General features: G+C 69.1%; 11 protein-coding genes. 2 read left to right on the forward strand and 9 right to left on the reverse strand.

The features are described from left to right. Positions 1-216: 216 nt before the first annotated feature. A complete protein-coding gene (locus VHS75_RS02805) occupies positions 217-3,006 on the reverse strand; it encodes a DUF3857 domain-containing protein (RefSeq protein ID WP_329637084.1) in 2,790 nt (929 codons plus the stop codon). A 548-nt stretch (positions 3,007-3,554) separates the two neighbouring features. Here VHS75_RS02805 and VHS75_RS02810 point away from each other — a divergent pair. Further along, positions 3,555-4,820 carry an MFS transporter gene (locus VHS75_RS02810; RefSeq protein ID WP_329637085.1) on the forward strand — a complete coding sequence of 422 codons (1,266 nt, stop codon included), beginning with the start codon at positions 3,555-3,557 and terminating at the stop codon, positions 4,818-4,820. Between the two features lie 189 nt (positions 4,821-5,009). Further along, entirely contained in the window at positions 5,010-5,612 is a 603-nt protein-coding gene (locus VHS75_RS02815) for a hypothetical protein (protein ID WP_329637086.1), read from the forward strand. 40 nt (positions 5,613-5,652) lie between these two features. Here VHS75_RS02815 and VHS75_RS02820 read toward each other — a convergent pair whose 3' ends face one another. The 8 genes from VHS75_RS02820 to VHS75_RS02855 all read right to left on the reverse strand — a co-directional run bounded on the left by VHS75_RS02820 (position 5,653) and on the right by VHS75_RS02855 (position 16,761). Next, positions 5,653-5,916: a MoaD/ThiS family protein gene (locus tag VHS75_RS02820; protein ID WP_329637087.1), complete on the reverse strand. Its 264-nt coding sequence runs from the start codon at positions 5,914-5,916 to the stop codon at positions 5,653-5,655. A 5-nt stretch (positions 5,917-5,921) separates the two neighbouring features. Further along, positions 5,922-7,043 (reverse strand): glycosyl hydrolase, encoded by a 1,122-nt coding sequence (locus VHS75_RS02825; protein ID WP_329637088.1) that lies wholly within the window; start codon positions 7,041-7,043, stop codon positions 5,922-5,924. Positions 7,044-7,109: 66 nt separating this feature from the next. Continuing rightward, entirely contained in the window at positions 7,110-8,798 is a 1,689-nt protein-coding gene (locus VHS75_RS02830; RefSeq protein ID WP_329637089.1) for a carboxylesterase/lipase family protein, read from the reverse strand. 15 nt (positions 8,799-8,813) lie between these two features. Continuing rightward, entirely contained in the window at positions 8,814-10,472 is a 1,659-nt protein-coding gene (locus VHS75_RS02835) for a carboxylesterase/lipase family protein (protein ID WP_329637090.1), read from the reverse strand. Positions 10,473-10,588: 116 nt separating this feature from the next. Then, positions 10,589-11,224, reverse strand: a complete 636-nt coding sequence (locus VHS75_RS02840) for a TetR/AcrR family transcriptional regulator (RefSeq protein ID WP_329637091.1) — start codon at positions 11,222-11,224, stop codon at positions 10,589-10,591. A 62-nt stretch (positions 11,225-11,286) separates the two neighbouring features. Then, positions 11,287-14,517 carry an error-prone DNA polymerase gene (locus VHS75_RS02845; protein WP_329637134.1) on the reverse strand — a complete coding sequence of 1,077 codons (3,231 nt, stop codon included), beginning with the start codon at positions 14,515-14,517 and terminating at the stop codon, positions 11,287-11,289. Next, positions 14,508-16,061, reverse strand: coding sequence for a DUF6504 family protein (locus VHS75_RS02850; protein WP_329637092.1), 1,554 nt, complete (start codon positions 16,059-16,061; stop codon positions 14,508-14,510). The genes VHS75_RS02845 and VHS75_RS02850 overlap by 10 nt, the downstream gene beginning before the upstream one ends. Beyond that, positions 15,979-16,761, reverse strand: a complete 783-nt coding sequence (locus tag VHS75_RS02855) for a protein imuA (protein ID WP_329637093.1) — start codon at positions 16,759-16,761, stop codon at positions 15,979-15,981. Before VHS75_RS02855 ends, VHS75_RS02850 begins: the two co-directional genes overlap by 83 nt. Between the last annotated feature and the right edge of the window lie 31 nt (positions 16,762-16,792).

The following is a 16,792-nucleotide window of genomic DNA, read 5'->3' on the forward strand; positions in this document are numbered from 1 at the left end:
CCACTATCCGTGGCGGAAGACTAGACTAGACCCTGACCGGCAGGGGGCAACGGCTTCCACACCGACGGACCTCGGGAAGTCCACCCGGCGTGTGCTCCGAACCTGCGTCCGGTCCGCCCGGACCCACGCTGCCATGAGATGAAATCTCTCCAGCGGTCTGGAAGATGGCTCGTTGGGCGGGCGCCTTAAACGGCGCATCCCTGGCTGAGCGCCTCGCTACGCCTTGATCTTCCAACGGGCGTATTCTTCGTCGATGCGCGGCGAGAGCAGGCGGGCGGAGGCGGCGTCGGCGTCGGCGTTTGCGGCCTTGCCCATCTTCCGTTCGATGGCCGCGCGCAGGTACAGCGAACCCGACAGCATCGGATTGCGGTCCAAGGCGGCGTTCAGGTCGGCCAAGGCCTCGCTCATCCGATTCAGCCGGAAATAGACCATGGCGCGGCTGTCGAGCGCGTCGATGTTGTTTTCCGTGAGCTCAATCGCGCGCGTGCAGTCCTGCAGGGCGCTATCGAGCTGCACGGCCAGGGTCCCCTTGATCCAGCAGCGTTGGTTCAGGAACTGGGCGTTGGCGGACTTGACGGCGATCGCCTTGTCGATCGCGGCGATAGCCCCATCGGAATCGCCAGCCCTGGCCAGGAGTTCAGACTTGGCCGACTCCCAATCGGGCTTGTCCTCGTCCGCGCTTTCCAGATGCTGGTCGATAGGCGCCAGGGCGTCGTCCTTGTGCCCCGCGTCGATCTGCAAGAGGCCCAAGCGGGTGAACGCGACCTTGGACGAGGGGTCGAGGCCGAGCACGGCCTGGTAGTCCGCCGCGGCCTTGTCCTTCTGCCCCATGGCCTCCAGCAGGACGGCGCGGCGCAGCAGCGTGGCCGCATTGCCGTCCAGCGACACCGCCTTGTCGAGATCGGCCAGCGCCAATTCGCGTTGGAAGCTGTTTTCGTAGAAGACCGCGCGATTGACATACCGCGCCGCCTCATCGGGTTTGACGGCGATGATCGCGGCGTGGAGCGCGGCAAGCCGGTCGAGCTTGTGGGCGCGCACCGCGTCCGAGACCTGTTGATAGGGCGGCGCATAGTCAGGTCCGGTCGCGAGACGCAACGTCCGGCCCTGGGAAGCGGCGAGCTTCGCCCGTGTCGCGGGCAGCTGTGCCGCGGGCAGCTCCTCGCCGGCGCTGGTGCTGCGTTCTTCGATGGTCAACAGATCCCCGACCAGCGTCGCCTTGCGGACGTAGCGCCGGCCGGCGATATCGAGGTCCATGGCGCCGTCGCCCTCAAGGGCGACCCCGCGGCCGCTATCGGGCAGGCGAAGATGTGTGGTGACCAACGTATGGCTCGCCTCGCCCAAGGCGACGGGGATATCCTTCCACGCCGGCCGCGCGCGATCGGCATTGAGGTTGAGGCTCGCGAGCGCGCTGGCGGGCCGCAGGCGATAGGCATGGTCCTGGCGTCGCCAGGCCGGCCGCGCGATCCCGGTGGCCGAGATGGTGACGGTTCCGGCTTCGGGGTCGAAGTCGAACTTCTGCGTGGCGATGATGGCGTTCGGTCCCGCGGCGCCCCCCAAGCTCACCTGCGCAAGCGTCAGAAGCTTCTCGTTGTCCAACTGCGAGACCACGGCACGCAGCGCGTCTGCCTCGCCGCCATGTAGGACGACGGTTGCGGTGAATGGGGCGCCGACCCCGAGCGCCGCGCTCTGGTCTATATCGACGGTCGTGACTCGCGTCGGCCTCGCCGGCGCCTTGGCCGGGAGCTGGAGCAGCGGCGCGCCGCCTTCCCGCAACGGCAGGACAGAGTGGAACGGGGGTGAATCGCCCATGTCCTCCTGACGGGCGCCGCGGCCGGTGCCGTCGAGCCAGAGGTCCTCTTCGCCGACCTTGGCGTGGACGAAGATGTGATTGAAGGCTTCCGGCGCGGGCAGGCGCACTGCGACGAGATCGCCCTGGCCAATGTTGGCCAGGACCGGCTCAGCCTCGATGTCGAGCCCGTGCAATATGGCCAGCAACAGCAGCGTCTTGGCCTTGCAGTCGCCATAGCCGGCCGACCAGGTCCGCTCCGGCGCCTGGGGCACATAGTTGCCGCCGTTCATGCCGTCGGCGAAGTAGCGGACGCGATCCTGGACCAGGGAAAGCGCGGCGGCGACCCGCTTTCGGGGATCGCTCTCGCGCGCGCTGATCTTCGCCACTTCCTGCGCCAGCGGCGTCCCCGGCTTGATCAGCCCTTGTGTCTGATAGAGCGGGAGGAACACCGCGGACACGGCGGGCCAGTCGGCGAAACTGGCCGCCTCGATCGCGGGGATCGGCCGATAGCGTCGCGGCGCGTCGTTCGGCATGTCGGGCTGCTTCGGCGCGGGAAGCGTGAAATTCACCTCGTGCCAGCCGGCGGCGTCGCTTTCCGTGGCCTTCAATCCGGTCGGATAGGCCTTCCACTGGATCGGCGCGCCCGTGGGCCACATCATCCGAGCGCGCGCGTAGTCGACCTTGAACGGCTCGACCAGAGCCGCGGCGGCGGCCTGAACGCCGCCCTTCAAGGCCGGATCCTTCACCGACTCCGAATAGGCGATGTCCAGCACGTCGCCGACTCGAAGACCCTCGACCTGCAGCGTGGCCGTAAGCACGCCGTTCATCTCCAGCCGCTCGAGACCCTGCTCGCGCCGGATGACATCGAACTTCTGGCCGGCCTTCAGGACGTCGATGCGCTGGCCGTCGCGGACGATGTCGACGCGGTGGACGATCAGATCGCCGTGGAAGGGCTGCCAGTTCAGTGTCACCGTGCCCATGCGCGCCAGCGCGTCCGCCGAGATTGCGCGCGTGCCGAGTTCGCGATAGCTCCACACCGTGCCGTCGGCGATGCGCGTTTGCTGATCGAGTAGCGCGTACAGGGGTAGTCCTGCGCCCTGCTTGATCGGCGGCGCGGGCAAGACCCAGGCCGGCGCCGGTTCATAGCGCGGCGTCTCAGAAGCCCATGCGGGCGCCGCCGCGCCCATCAGCAGCAAAAGTCCAAACCCAAGACGCAACGCCCACCTCCCCCGATAAGCCCGCCGCAAGCCATCGCCTGCGGTGCGCATCCTTACCCACTATGACGCAACCATGACTGGAGAATTGCGGCGCTGTCGCCCGTTCGTCTGGGCGCGGGCGCTGGTATTCCAGGGCGGCCCAATCGTGTCCGCGCCGACTTGCCACGCACTGTCGTCATTCCGGGGACAGACCCGGGAATGACGACGCGGAATGGGAAAGGTCGTTCACGGCCGTTCCACCCTCCGCCGGGCATGCGTTCGGCCTGTCCGAACCCACCGTGGCATTGATCTCATGGTCGGCAGTTTGCCTTGGCATCTCGGCTTCTCAGCATGAGATGAAGGCCTCTCCAACAGTCTGGAAGGACGCCTGTTGGACTGACATTGCTTCCAAGCGAGAGGCGAACGTCGGGAAAGCGCCGGAGCCGGACGGCCGCCTTCGACCCATTGCGGTCGTTGGGAGGGGCCGGTTCGCTGACGTTCGAGCACCGATGTGAAATTGAGAAATCCGTGTTACGCAAGCTCCAGCAGTCGTGAACGCCGGGGGGCGGATGGACATCCACAAACCCAAGCTATGGCAAGGCAGGCGTGGGCTTGTACTTGGCCTGGTTAGCCTTGGCATTCTGCTCAACTACGCCGACCGCCAGATCATCGCCGTCCTGAAGCCTATGCTGCAGCAGGACCTTCACTGGACCGACGGCGACTACGGCCGGATGACCTCGGCTTTCCAATTCGCCACCGCCTTCTCCTTCCTTGGCGCAGGCTGGCTCGTCGACCGCATTGGATGGCGGCGCGCCAACCCGCTTGGGGCGGCGCTCTGGAGCGTGGCGGCAATCGGCCACGCTTTCGCCCGCACGGTCGGGCAGTTCACGGTCGCGCGGGCAGCCCTCGGGGTCACGGAGGCCCTGAACTCGCCGACCGCGATCAAGACAGCCGCGGCCCTTTACCCCAACGAACTGCGGGCGATGGCGTACGGCATCATCTCGGCCGCGAGCACCCTGGGCGCCGTCGTGACCCCGCTGGTCATCCCGCTGGTCGCCTTGAAAATCGGTTGGGCCAACGCGTTCCTGGTCACCGGCGGTCTCGGCCTCCTCTGGGTCGTGGCGTGGCTAGGTTCACGAGCAGGGCAGGTCGTCACGGCTGAGATGGACATGCCGACGCCGGCCTTCGTGGAGACGTCCCGCCTCACGGACGTTCTGACCGACCGGCGCACCTGGGCCGTGGCCGGAGCTCGCGCGTGTTCGGACAGCGTCTGGTGGTTGCTGCTCTACTGGATGCCTGACCTGTTCAACCGCGTATTCCATCTCGGCATGAGCGCCTTCGGCCTGCCGCTCGCGGCAATCTACGCCGCCTCCGGCGGGGGCGCCCTGCTCGCGGGCTTCGCTTCGACGCGTCTGCTCTCAGCGGGCGTCAGCCTCAACGCCGCGCGCAAAGGGATGATGCTGACGGCCGCCCTGCTGGTGATGCCCGTCTGGTACGCGGCATCGGCGGGGAACTACTGGCTGGCGACGGCGATCCTCGGCCTGACGCTCGCGGCCCACCAATGCTTCTCGATCAACATTTTTGCGCTGGCCACCGACATCTCCCCGCCCGGACGCGTCGCGACCGTGATCGCGATCCAGGCCTTCAGCGGGAACATCTCCGGCATGGCGATGCTGTCCATCGCGGGCTGGACTCTCGACCATGGATATGGCTACGCGCCCCTTCTCACCTGGGCCTCGGTTGCGTATCTGCTGGGCGTCGGATGGGTGCAGTTGCTGCTCCGGCGTATTGAAGGCGTCGCGCCGGGGCCGGAGGTTGCGCCCGCCGTGGCCTGAGGCGTCCGCATCGACCTGGATCGGCCGCGTCCGCACTTTGGACCTGCCCTTATTTCCGGGCTCCACCCTTCGTGGACCTACGGAACGTCCGCTCAGCGCGTTACATCGAACGGGCGAGGCTAGGGCTTCCGCGAGCCCTCGGCGCGAAAAACCTTGACTTCCTTCTTCCCATATGTTCCCCTTTTGTTCATGTCCGATGCAACGAGACGGGAACGGCAGGACGCGGTGCTGTCGGAGCTTTCGGAGCTCGGCCTGACACTGGCGCGTGAGCTGCACGCCCGGGCGCTGGCGGCGGAGACGCCGCAGGAGGCCGACAAACTGGCCCTGGCCTTCCAGCGCGTCTCGCGTGGCGTGCGTCAGACCTTCGCCCTGGAACTGAAGATCGAGCGCGCCCGCGCCGAGGACGATCGCGAGGCCGCCCGGCAGGTTCGGCTGGCCGCCGTTGACCCGGGTGGCGAAGCTGCGACCCCCCTCGACCCGGAGGCGGCCGAACGTCAGGCCCAGGTCGGCGAGCGGTTCCGCCGCGTGCGCGGCGCGCTCAACCGCCTCATGTGGGACGAAGCCGAGCGCGACGAGGAGGAGTTCGAGATCCTCTCCGAGGACCTGGAGAACCGCCTGGACGAAGCGGCCCGCCGCGAGGACTTCCTCGATATCCCCATCGACACCCTGATCCGCCAGCTCAAGTCGGACATGGGCCTTTCCGGCGACCTCCGCCTCACCGCCAGCGAGGCGCCGCGCTCGCCACCTCCGGCGGCCGACCTCGCCTACGCCGCGCCGCCCAACACGGGCTAGTCCCGCGCCCTACCTCCGCCGCTCCGCGGGGAAGGTACGCTCAGCCCCCGCTCAACGCCCCGAAGATCAACAGCTCGTCGCCCTCGCCCAGCGCCTTGGCGACGCTGCGGGTCTCGGCCTGGCCGATGAACAGGCGCATGTGCCTGCGCACCCGATCCTGCTCGTCGATCACCCGGAACTTCAGGCCGGGGAAGCGGCTGTCGAGGTCGTCCAGCACCGCGCCCACCGTCGCGCCGGCCGCCTCCACCCGCGTCGCGCCGGCGGTGTAGGCGGTGAGCTGGGAGGGGATCAGCACGCGGGCCATGGCGCTTAGGCGATCGGCGCCGCGACGACCGAATAGATCTCCGGCAGGTGCGCGGCGATCTGGCGCCAGCCCTCGCCTTCCTCGCTCATCCAGATCTCCCCGTTGGTGGCGCCGAAGTAGAGCCCCATGGGATCGCAGCGGTCGCCGCAGAAGGCCTGGCGCTTGACGGTGATCCAGGCCTGGTCGGTCGGCAGGCCATTGTCCTGCCGCTCCCAGCTCTTGCCCGCGTCGCGGGTGCGGTAGGCGGCGGGCCGCCCGCCCGGGCTGGTGCGCGGCCAGACGTCCGTGCCGTCCATCGGCCAGACCCAGGCCGTGTCGGCTGATCGGGGGTGCGGCACGACCGTGAAGCCGATGTCGCCCACCTCCTTGGGCATGGCCTCGCCGATGCGTTCCCAGCGTTCGCCGGGCCGGTCGAGGCGGTAGATGCCGCAGTGGTTCTGCTGCCAGAGCCGGTCGGGATCGGTGGGCGACAGCGCGATGTAGTGGGCGTCCTGGCCGTATTCCGGATAGGGGTCCGGCAGGAAGTCGCAGCGGACGTTCTGGTTCAGCGGCCGCCAGCTCGCGCCGCGGTCGGTGGTCTCGAACACCCCACCGCTGGACGTGGCCACATACATGTGGGCGGCGTCGCGCGGGTCGATCACCACCTGGTTCAAGAGCGCGCCGTCTGGCGTGCCGGCCTCCGGGGGCGCCCAGTTCCAATAGTTCGGATGGTCGTTGAAGCCGGCGACGCTGGCCCAGGTTTCGCCCCCATCGCGGCTTTCGAAGAGGCCCGGCGGCGAGACGCCGGCCCACCAGACGCCGGGTTCGCTGGCGTGGCCGGGCTCCAGCCAGAAGCTGTGGTCGACCGACCGGGCCTTGGGGTCGTCGGACTTGGGGAAGGCCGGCGGCGTCTTGGCCTCCGCCCAGGTGGCGCCGCTGTCGGTGGAGCGGAAGATTGTCGGGCCCAGGTGGCCGGTGGATGCAGCCATCAGCAGCGTCTTGCCGTCGCGGGGATCGAGCACCAAGTGATTGACGATGCTGCCCAGGAACATCGGGCCCTGGACGCTCCAGGTCCGGCGCTGGGCGTCGCTACGATAGATCCAGGCCCCCTTGCGGGTGCCGACCAGCAGTTGAATGGCCTCGGTCATGGGGTCCTCCCACTCCAAGGACGCACGATAACACGCCGATCCGACACCCGGCGCCCGGGCAATTCATCAGGCCTTGCGGGGATCGGGCGTCGCAGGCGCGGCGTCGGCGATTATCCGCACGAAGTCGCCGCGGTAGTCGTCGACGACCTTCATCTCGTTGTTGAAGACCATGGTCGCGCGGCGGCCCTTCTCGTAGGCGGGCCAGTGCGGGATCAGGCTGTTGTTCGGGTCGCCCGATGTGGCGAACGCCACCCAGGTCGCCGACAGCCGGTCCGACATCTGCCGTCCGGGCTTCATGCCGGCGCCGCCGATCGGATTGCGCGACAGGTGGAAGCTTGCCTCCACGTCATGGCCGTGCACCGCGCCGAACTTGCCGTCGAAGGCCGGGGTCTCCCAGTCCCAGACGTACATGTAGGTCGCAGCCTTCCCGAGCGCGGCCTTGCGCAGCGCCTGGATCTGCGAATTGCCGCGGGTGGCGTCGGTGAAGGCCTCGGCCTGCGTCAGGTACGGTGTCTGGCGGGAATTCTCCTGGCGATAGGCCGCCAGGATGTCGCCGCCCTTGGCCCCGAACCGCTGACGCATCAGCGCCGCCAGCCCGGACTCGGTGAGGTCGAAGTTGGTCAGCCGCAGGGCCGCGTCGTGCAGGGTGGTGGAGATGATCACCGGCACGTCGGCCGACTCCGGCGGCGCGGCGGGATCGAACGGATGGTGCGGCAGGGTCTTGTCGCCGATCACCGGGCGGAAGTTGGCGTTGGAGGCGACCTGGGCCTCCAGCAGCTTCTGCCACGGGACCTTCTGGATCGCCGCCGCATTGCCCTTGGCGATGCCGAGAGTCTTCAGCAGCTTGGCGGCCTCGGCCGTCGCTTCCTCTGGCGTCGCCTGCTTCAGCGTCGAGCCCGATTGCACCGCGGCGCGGTGGAACAGGCCCTTGGCGGACGGCACGGCCAGCAGGGTCGAGGTCTTCGAGCCGCCGCCGGACTGGCCGAAGATCATCACCCGGCCGGGATCGCCGCCGAAGCGCTCGATGTTGTCGCGCACCCAGCGCAGGGAGGCCACCATGTCCATGACGCCGCAGTTGCCGGCGTTGGCGAACTCCGCCGGCGCGCCGAGGCCCGCCAGATGCAGATAGCCGTTGGCCGCCAGGCGGTGGTTGACGGTCACCACCACCACGTCGCCCAGCCTCGCCATCTGGGCCCCGTCGTACATCGGCCCGTTGCCCGAGCCGGTGGCCCAGCCGCCGCCGTGGAACGAGACCAGCACCGGGCGCTTGGCGTGGTCGTTCACGCTCGGCGTCCAGACGTTGAGGTTCAGGCAGTCCTCGCCCATGCCGCCGGGGCCGACGTGGCGGTCCCAGGCGATCATCATCGAGTAGTCGGACTCCAGCGAGGCCGGGGTCTGCGGCGAGATCGGGCCGTAGCCGATGCAGTTGCGGATCCCCGCCCAGGACGTCGGCTTCTTCGGCGCCATGTAGCGGTTCTTGCCGCCGGTGGAGGCGCCATAGGGAATGCCCTTGAACTCCTTCACCTGCCCGTTGGCGATGCCCTGCACCTTCCCGGCCGTGGTCTCCACGGTCCAGAAGATCCCACCCGGCGCCGCGGCGTTGCCGAGGATGCGCTCCGAGGCCGGGGCTGGCGGCTGGCCGAGCGCCGGTTGCGCCTTGGCGGCGGAGACGCCTGTCGCGCCCGCGACCGTGGCGGCGACCGAGGCGACCTGGATCAGGTCGCGGCGGCTGAGTTTGTCGGTGGTCTTGGTCATCGGTTGGTCCTCCCCTTATCCGCGCGCGCCGGGCGCCGGCGGATTGGCGTCCCAATAGGCGCGGATTTCGGCGCGGGGTCCGACCTCCTGGCGGGTGTCGTTGTCGAACAGCATCACATTGCGCTGGGCGTCGCTATAGGGCTTCCACGGCGGGATATGGCTGTTGTTCGGATCGCCCGTCTTGGCGAAGGCCGAGAAGCTCGAGGCCAGCCGGTCGGCCATCTTCTTGCCGCTCGTCGAGCCGGCCAAGAAGCCGTCGCGGTAGGAGTGGAACGAGGCCGACACGTCGATCCCGTGCACCGCCCCGAACTGGCCGTCGTAGGCGGAGGTGCGCCAGTTCCACTGATAGACGTAGGCCGGCGCGCCACCGGCCGCGGCCTTGCGCGCGGCTTGCGTGTAAGCCGCCCTGCGCCCGCCGGAATCCGTGAAGGCCTGGGCCTGGATGAGGAAGGGCGTGGCGATCGGATCGTACCGGCGATAGAGCGCCATCAGCTCCTTGCCCTTGCCGGGCCAGCGCTGGTCGAAGAGGGCGCGCAGGCCGTCTTCGGTGAGGGTGAAGTTGGTCAGGCCCAGCGCGGCGTCCTCCAGCGTCGTGGAGATGATCACCGGCACATTGGCCGATTCTGGTGGCGCGCCCGGATCGAAGGGGTGGTGCGGCAGGGCGTCAGTCCCGATCACCGGCGAGAAGTTGCCGCCCGCGGCCGTCTGGGCCTCCAGGATCTGCTGCCAGGAAACCTTCTGCAGGTCGCCCATGTTGGCCTTGGAGACGCCCAGCCGCTTCAGGAATTTCTCGGCGGTCGCCGCCCCGGCCTCGGGCGTCACCAGCCGCAGCGCCGAGCCGGACTGGACCGCGGCGCGATGGAAGAGGCCCTTGCCCGGAGGCATGGCCAGGACAGTCGAGGTCTTCGCCCCGCCGCCCGATTGGCCAAAGATCATCACCCGGCCAGGATCGCCCCCGAAATTCTCGATGTTGTCGCGCACCCACTGAAGGGAGGCGACCAGGTCCATGACCCCGGTGACGCCGGCGTATTTGAAGGCGTCGGGCGCGCCGGCGCCGACCAGATTGGTGTAGCCAAAGCTCGCCAGCCGGTGGTTCACGGTCACCACCACCACGTCGCCGTAGTAGGCGAGGTCCTTTCCGTCGAAGCCCGGCGCGTTGCCCGAGCCGGTGGCGAAGCCACCGCCGTGGAAGGACACCATCACCGCCTTCTTGGCGCCCCGGTCGACGTTGGGGGTCCAGACGTTCAGCGACAGGCAGTCCTCGCCCATGCCGCCCACCTGGCGGTCCCACATGATCAGCTGGCCGTATTCGCCGCGAATGTCGGCCTGGGTCTGCGGACAGACCGAGGTGAAGGCGAAGCACTCGCGCACGCCCTTCCAGGGCGCCGGCTTCTGCGGCGGCATGAAGCGGTTTTTGCCGCCGGTGGGCGCGCCGTAGGGGATGCCGCGGAATTCCCACACCGGGCCGTTGGCGATGCCCTGCACCTTGCCGGTAGCCGTGTCGGTGACCTGGAAGATCTTCGACGAGCCGCCGCCGGCCGCGAGGCCGGCCGGGGCGGCGGCGGGCGGGCTCGGCGCCTGGGCCGCGGCCTTGCCGGCGACCGCCGCCGTGGCGAGCGCCGCGCCGGCGATCAGCACATGCCTGCGATTGGAATCCGTTTGGCCCGTGGTCATTCGCCCGCTCCCCGCCAGCTTTTGGATTTGGGAGGGCGCACGCCTGGCTCATGAACGCCCCCGTTCATCGCGCAGCTTAGGCCGCGGGCCATCCTGTGGTCAACGGAGACTACAAATCAGCGGGCAGGCGGCTTGGGGTGGGCGACCAATCCGTCGATCACCTGCTGGCGCATCTGTTTGAGCAGCGCCACGACCCTGGCGGCGTCATCCGTCTGACGCCCGATGAACACCGAACTCATGGCCAGGCCTTCGAGCGCGACGCGGGTCAGGTGCGCCAGGGTTTCGATCTCCTCGCGCCGATCGGGAATGCCCAGGTTCTCGGCCATGCGGACCCGAGCGCGATGCAGGAGAGCGTCGAGATCGACGGCGAATTCCGGATAGCGGCCGGCCAGCTCCTTGTCGCTGCGCGCCGCGACGGTGACCTCCATCAGCGCGATGGCCTCGACTCGCTGCAAGGAAGCCCAGACCGCGTCCACGCCTTGCAGGAAACGCTCGGGCCCCTCCGGATAGGGCGTTAGATACTCACGCACGGTTGCGCCGCGGACCCGCGAGGCGTGCTCGGCCACGGCCAGCATCAGGTCGATCTTGGTGGGGAACTGGTGCAGCAGGGAGCCGCGGCTGACCTTGGCGATCTTGGCCACCAGTGGCGTCGAGGTGGCCGCATAGCCGAACTCGGCCAGGCAACGGACCGTCGCGTCCATGATCTTGGCCCGTGTCGCGGCCCGGCGCTCGGCATTGGGGCCGCGCGGCACTCGAGGCTTCTTCGCCGTCGTCATGGCTTGAGCATGGCGGTGTAAATCTTTCCCGCCAAGCCTCAATGGAAATCGCGGCTGCGGACCAGGCGGTTATCGGGCCGCGCGTGGGGCGGTGCGGGCTTGGCGCCGGGGGCGTCTTCGTGGTCGCGCATCTCGCCCAGCTTGCCGGAAAGGTCGGTGAAGTCTTCGGCGACCACGTGGATCACGTCACTCGCCTCCTGCACCTGGCCGTGGACCACCAGGAAGGCGGCGCCCATCACCAGGCGACGGTTGGCGTCGAAGACATCCTTCCAGCAGACGATGTTGGCGATGCCGCTCTCGTCCTCCAGGGTCAGGAACACCACGCCCTTGGCGGTGCCGGGCCGCTGGCGCACCAGCACCAGGCCACCCACCGAAACGCGGCGGCCGTTCTTCATCCCTCTCAGGCTCGCGCAGGGTACGGCGTGCATCGCCGCCAGGTCGTCGCGGTAGAACTCCACCGGGTGCCGCTTCAGCGACAGGCTGGTGGTGCGGTAGTCCTCGGCCACCTCCTTGGGCAGGCTCATGAACGGCAGGAGGACCTGGGCCTCCTTGACGCTCTGGCGCGCGATGATCGGGGCGGTCTTCTCGGCGCCCACCTCGTCGGCCATGCCCTTCACCGTCCACAGCGCCTCGCGGCGGCTGAGGTCTAAGGATCGGAAGGCGTCGGCCTCGGCCAGCAGTTCAAGGCTGCGGCGCGTAAGGCCTGAGCGCAGGACATAGTCTTCCATCGTCACGAGGCCGCCGTCGCGAACCTTCATGAACTCCAGCGCCTCTTCCTTCCTGAACCCCTTGATCTGGCGCAGGCCCAGCCGCAGCGCCCGGCGGGGCGTGCGCGGATCGTCCGGCGGCTCCAGAGTGCAGTCCCAGTCGCTGGCGACGATGTCGGGCGCGCGCACCTCGACGCCGTGCTCCTTGGCGTCGCGGACCAGCTGGGCCGGCTGGTAGAAGCCCATGGGCTGGCTGTTCAGCAGGGCGGCGCAGAACACTTCCGGATAGTGGCATTTCACCCAGGCCGAGACGTAGACCAGGATCGCGAAGCTGATCGCGTGGCTCTCCGGGAAGCCATAGGAGCCGAAGCCCTCGATCTGTTTGAAGCAGCGTTCGGCGAAATCGCGCTGATAACCGCGCCGGACCATGCCCTCGATGAACTTGTCCCGGTAGGTCCAGAGCCTTCCGTCGGCGCGGAAGGTGGCCATCGATCGGCGCAGACCGTCGGCTTCGTCGTCGGTGAAGTGTGCAGCGTCAATAGCGAGCCGCATGGCCTGTTCCTGGAAAAGCGGCACGCCGAAGGTCTTTTCGAGCACATGTTTCAGCTCGTCTCGCGAACCGTGCTCAGGCGACGGTGCGGGATATTCTGGCTCCTCCAGCTTATCGCGCCGCCGCAGATAGGGGTGCACCATGTCGCCCTGGATCGGGCCCGGACGCACGATCGCCACCTCGATCACCAAGTCGTAGAATTTTCGAGGCTTGAGGCGCGGTAGCATCGACATCTGAGCGCGGCTCTCCACCTGGAAGACACCCACCGAGTCGGCCTTGCAGAGCATGTCGTAGACCGCGGCGTCCTCCTGCGGAATGTGGCTGATATCAGTGATGCGGCGCCCGTCCGGCAAAGGCGGCAGCATGTCGAAGGACCGTTTCAGCGCCGTCAGCATGCCCAGCGCCAGGACGTCGACCTTCATCAGGCCGATGGCGTCGATGTCATCCTTGTCCCACTCGATGAAGGTGCGGTCCTTCATGGCGGCGTTGCCGATCGGCACGGTCTCGTCCAGGCGGCGCTTGGTCAGCACATAGCCGCCCACGTGCTGCGACAGGTGGCGTGGGAAGCCGATCAGCTGTTCGGCGATGGCGGTGGCGCGGCGGATCTGCGGGTTTTCCGGGTCGAGCCCCACCTGGCGGATGTGGTCGTCGGCGACGCTGTCGCCCCAGCTACCCCAGACCGTGTTGGCGAGCGCGGCGGTGATGTCCTCTGTCAGGCCCAGCGCCTTGCCCACCTGGCGGATCGCCATGCGTGGACGATAGTGGATCACGGTGGCGACGATCGCCGCGCGGTCGCGGGTATAGCGCTGATAGACGTACTGCATCACCTCCTCGCGGCGCTCGTGCTCGAAGTCGACGTCGATATCCGGCGGCTCGCCGCGCTCCTCGGAAAGGAAGCGGGAAAACAGCAGGTCCTGGTCGTCCTTGGTCGGATCGACCGCGGTGACCTCCAAGCAATAGCAGACACAGGAATTGGCCGCCGAACCCCGGCCCTGACACAGGATTTCCTGGCTGCGCGCCCAGGCGACGATGTCGTGGACTGTCAGGAAGTAATTGGCGAAGCCTAGCTTCTCGATGAGGTCGAGCTCGCGCTTGACGGTGCGCCGCTCCTTTTGGCGCAGGCCTTTCTCGAACCGATGCTGCGCCCCGCGCCAGGCCAGGCGGCGCAGATGGTGGATAGCCGTATCGCCCGGCGGCACCGGCTCGTCAGGGTATTCGTAACGCAGCTGGCCGAGGTCAAAGGTGACGCGATCGGCGATCTCGACGCTGCGCTCCACCGCCCCGGGGAACTTGGCGAACAGCCGCGCCATCTCGTCTGGCGATTTCAGGTGGCGCTCGGCGTTGGCCTGCAGCCGCAGCCCGGCTTCGGTGACGGTGCAGGTTTCGCGGATGCAGGTCAGGACGTCCTGCAGAGCCTGGCGTTCGGGGCAGTGATAGAGGACGTCGTTTGTGGCGACCATCGGCGCGCCCGACTGGCGGGCCAGATCGGCCAGGTGCGACAGCCGGTGCAGGTCGCGCGGGCCATAGCGCCGCGCGGCGGCCAGCCAGACATTGCCCGACAGTTCCCCGGCGATGCGCCGCAAGTCCCCCGCGAAGGCCTCATCCAGGCGATCCGGCGGCGCGACCAGCACGAGCTGGCCCTCGGCGTGGTCGAGGAAGTCGGCCCAGTGGAGCTCGCATCCGGCCTTCTTGGTGCGGCGCTGGCCGACGGTGAGCAGGCGGGTCAGCCGACCATAGGCCTCGCGGTCTGAAGGGTAGACCAAAAGGCTCGGCGTCCCGTCGGCGAAGTCCAGGCGGCAGCCGGTCAGGTCGCGGGTCTTCGAGCCCGCCGGCAGCTCCTTCTTCGCCGACCATGCGCGGACCACGCCCGCCAGCGAATTGCGGTCGCAGACGCCCACCGCCTCCAGGCCTAGGGCGTCGGCGCCGGTCATCAGCTCCCATGGATGCGAGGCGCCGCGCAGGAACGAGAAGTTGGTCGCCGCCTGCAGCTCGGCATAACGGGTCATCCGAATACCCCGTGCATCCACCAGTTCGGGGGCGCGTCCGGGTCGCCGTAGAGGCCGGCGCGGAACAGCCAGAAACGGCCGCCGTCCATGTCCTCTACGCGGTAATAGTCGCGCACGTGATCGACGCGGACATCCTCGATCTGGCCTCGCCACCATTCCTCGCCGATCCGCTCGGGCCCCTCGGCGCGGCGCACGCGGTGCACCTGGCCGCGCCAGCGGAACTGGCTGGGTGGATCGTCGGGGGTGATGGCCATGACCGCCTCCACCGGCTCGGGGCGGCGGAACAGGCGGGTCGGGCGCGGGGTCTCGCGGTTCCAGGGTTGGACTTCGGCTGGCTTGCCGCCGGCAACTGAGGCGAAGGGACGGGTGCGGCCCACGGCCAGCTCCGGCACGTGGCTTTCCGCCGGGGCGGCGCGCCAGACGCGTTCGGCGCCCAGGCGGTTCACCAGCCGGTCGACCAGGGGCGCCAGACCCTCCTCGACGGTGGCCTCGCGCGCCGTATCCAGCCGCGCCTGGCGGCCGGAGATCGGCTCCACGTCCTGGGCGGTCAGGGTCACCACCTCGATCCCGAAGCCCGGGTCGACGGTGTCCAGCCGGGGTGTGAACAGCTTGGCGATGCGCGTGGGGTCGCGGCCGGGCAGGGACAGGCCGATGGCCAGCGGCAGGGCCTTGCCGTCGACGCGGTGGAAGGCGATCTCGAAGCGCCGGGCGCCGTGGCTCTGGCTCTCCAGCCGCGCGCAGAGCTTGGCGATCACATCGGCGGTGACGCGGGCCATGTCCTCCGGGGCGCTGATCGGCTCGGCGAAGGCCAGGCGGGCGAACCAGGGCGTCGGCGGGCGGCGGAACGTGAGCGCCTCGCGTTCGCGGCCCAGCGCCTGGTCGAGGCGGCTCAGCGCCACGCGGCCGAACCGCCGGGCGAAGGGCCCGCGCGGGATCGACATCAGTTGATCCAGCCGGCGCAGGCCCAGCCGTTCCACCTGAGCCCAGGTCTCGGTCTCGAACCGCAGCGCCGCCGGCGGCAGCGGAGCGAGCAAGGCGGCTTGACCGCCCGGCGGGGCGATGGTTCCATCCGCACCGAAATGTGCGAACGCCCAGGCGGCGCCTGGCGTGTCGGCGATGGCGCAGCGGAACGGCAGGCCGTTGGCATCGAGGCGGGCGCTGAAATCGTCCAGCATCCGGGCCTCGCCGCCCCACAGGTGGTCGACCCCGGTCACGTCGAGGAAGAGGCCGTCCGGGGCGTCGATGGCGACTGCGGGTGAAAACCGGACGCACCAGTCGGCGAGCGCGGTGAGGGCGTCGGCGTCGGCCTCCGGTTCAGCCTGGGCGCTGACCAGGTCGGGAACCAGGGCGGCCGCGTCCGTGGCCTTCTGGCCTATGCGCAGGCCCAGCCGGGCGGCCTCGACGCTGATGGCGGACAGCCGGCGCACGGCGCGCACCGTCTCCAGCAGGGCGAAGGGCGGCGGCGGCTCAGGCGGCGATGGTTCGGGGTAGCGCCGGCGCCAGTTGGCGATCGCCCAGGTCGGCGACCAGGCGCAGAGGATGCGCGACATCCGTGGTCTCCCAGCTATAGGCGCCGGCCGCTTCCATCAGCCAGGCGCCGGTCCGGCCGCCCCGGCAGCGTTCCAGCTCCACCCGAAAGCGCGGGTTTCCCAGGCCGAACTCCCCGGCCGGTGGCTCGGAGGGCGCCGAGGCGACCCGCCAGCGGGTCGAGGCGGCCGAGCCGGTGGCTTCCCGCCGGGCCGTTCCGCCATAGGGCCGACGGCGGATCAGGAAGCCGGTGGCCTGGCGTTTCTCGCAGGCGAGCTGCAGGCGGCGGCCCGCGGTCAGGTCGGCGGCTTCGACCTCGCCCACTACGGCGGCGACGCCGACGGTCCCTAGCGCATCCTCCATCACCGACAGAGCCTCAGCCTCGTCGCGGGCGCAGACCTGGATCAACCGCTCCGATGGAAAGCCCAGGCCGGAAAGCCCCGGCGCCCACAGGTCGTCGCGGCGCAGCACCCAGACCACCTCGCCCCGCCTCGCCAGCGGCGCGGCCAGGAGCGCGGTGAAGGCGGTCGGTGCTGCGGCCGTCTCCACCTCCATGCCGTCGCCGCAAACCTCGTGCCAGCGGCCCAGCGGCAGGCCGCCGCCCGGCAGGCAGCCGTCGATCCGCGCCTCGCCGAACGGCAGGACGCCGCGGTCCGGGCGTGCGGCCGTCTCGATGGCGGCGATCTTCGCCCGGACGGCGTCGAGTCCGCGAAAATCGGACATGGCTTTGCGGACTCCTTTCGTTCCACTTTTG

This window comes from Phenylobacterium sp. (assembly GCF_036264965.1).
Lineage (GTDB): Bacteria > Pseudomonadota > Alphaproteobacteria > Caulobacterales > Caulobacteraceae > Phenylobacterium.

Coding starts and splice junctions, on each gene's coding strand:
- VHS75_RS02810 (WP_329637085.1), top strand. CDS start 3,555: ATGGACATCCACAAACCCAAGCTATGGCAAGGCAGGCGTGGGCTTGTA.
- VHS75_RS02815 (WP_329637086.1), top strand. CDS start 5,010: ATGTCCGATGCAACGAGACGGGAACGGCAGGACGCGGTGCTGTCGGAG.
- VHS75_RS02820 (WP_329637087.1), bottom strand. CDS start 5,916: ATGGCCCGCGTGCTGATCCCCTCCCAGCTCACCGCCTACACCGCCGGC.
- VHS75_RS02825 (WP_329637088.1), bottom strand. CDS start 7,043: ATGACCGAGGCCATTCAACTGCTGGTCGGCACCCGCAAGGGGGCCTGG.
- VHS75_RS02830 (WP_329637089.1), bottom strand. CDS start 8,798: ATGACCAAGACCACCGACAAACTCAGCCGCCGCGACCTGATCCAGGTC.
- VHS75_RS02835 (WP_329637090.1), bottom strand. CDS start 10,472: ATGACCACGGGCCAAACGGATTCCAATCGCAGGCATGTGCTGATCGCC.
- VHS75_RS02850 (WP_329637092.1), bottom strand. CDS start 16,061: ATGTCGCGCATCCTCTGCGCCTGGTCGCCGACCTGGGCGATCGCCAAC.
- VHS75_RS02855 (WP_329637093.1), bottom strand. CDS start 16,761: ATGTCCGATTTTCGCGGACTCGACGCCGTCCGGGCGAAGATCGCCGCC.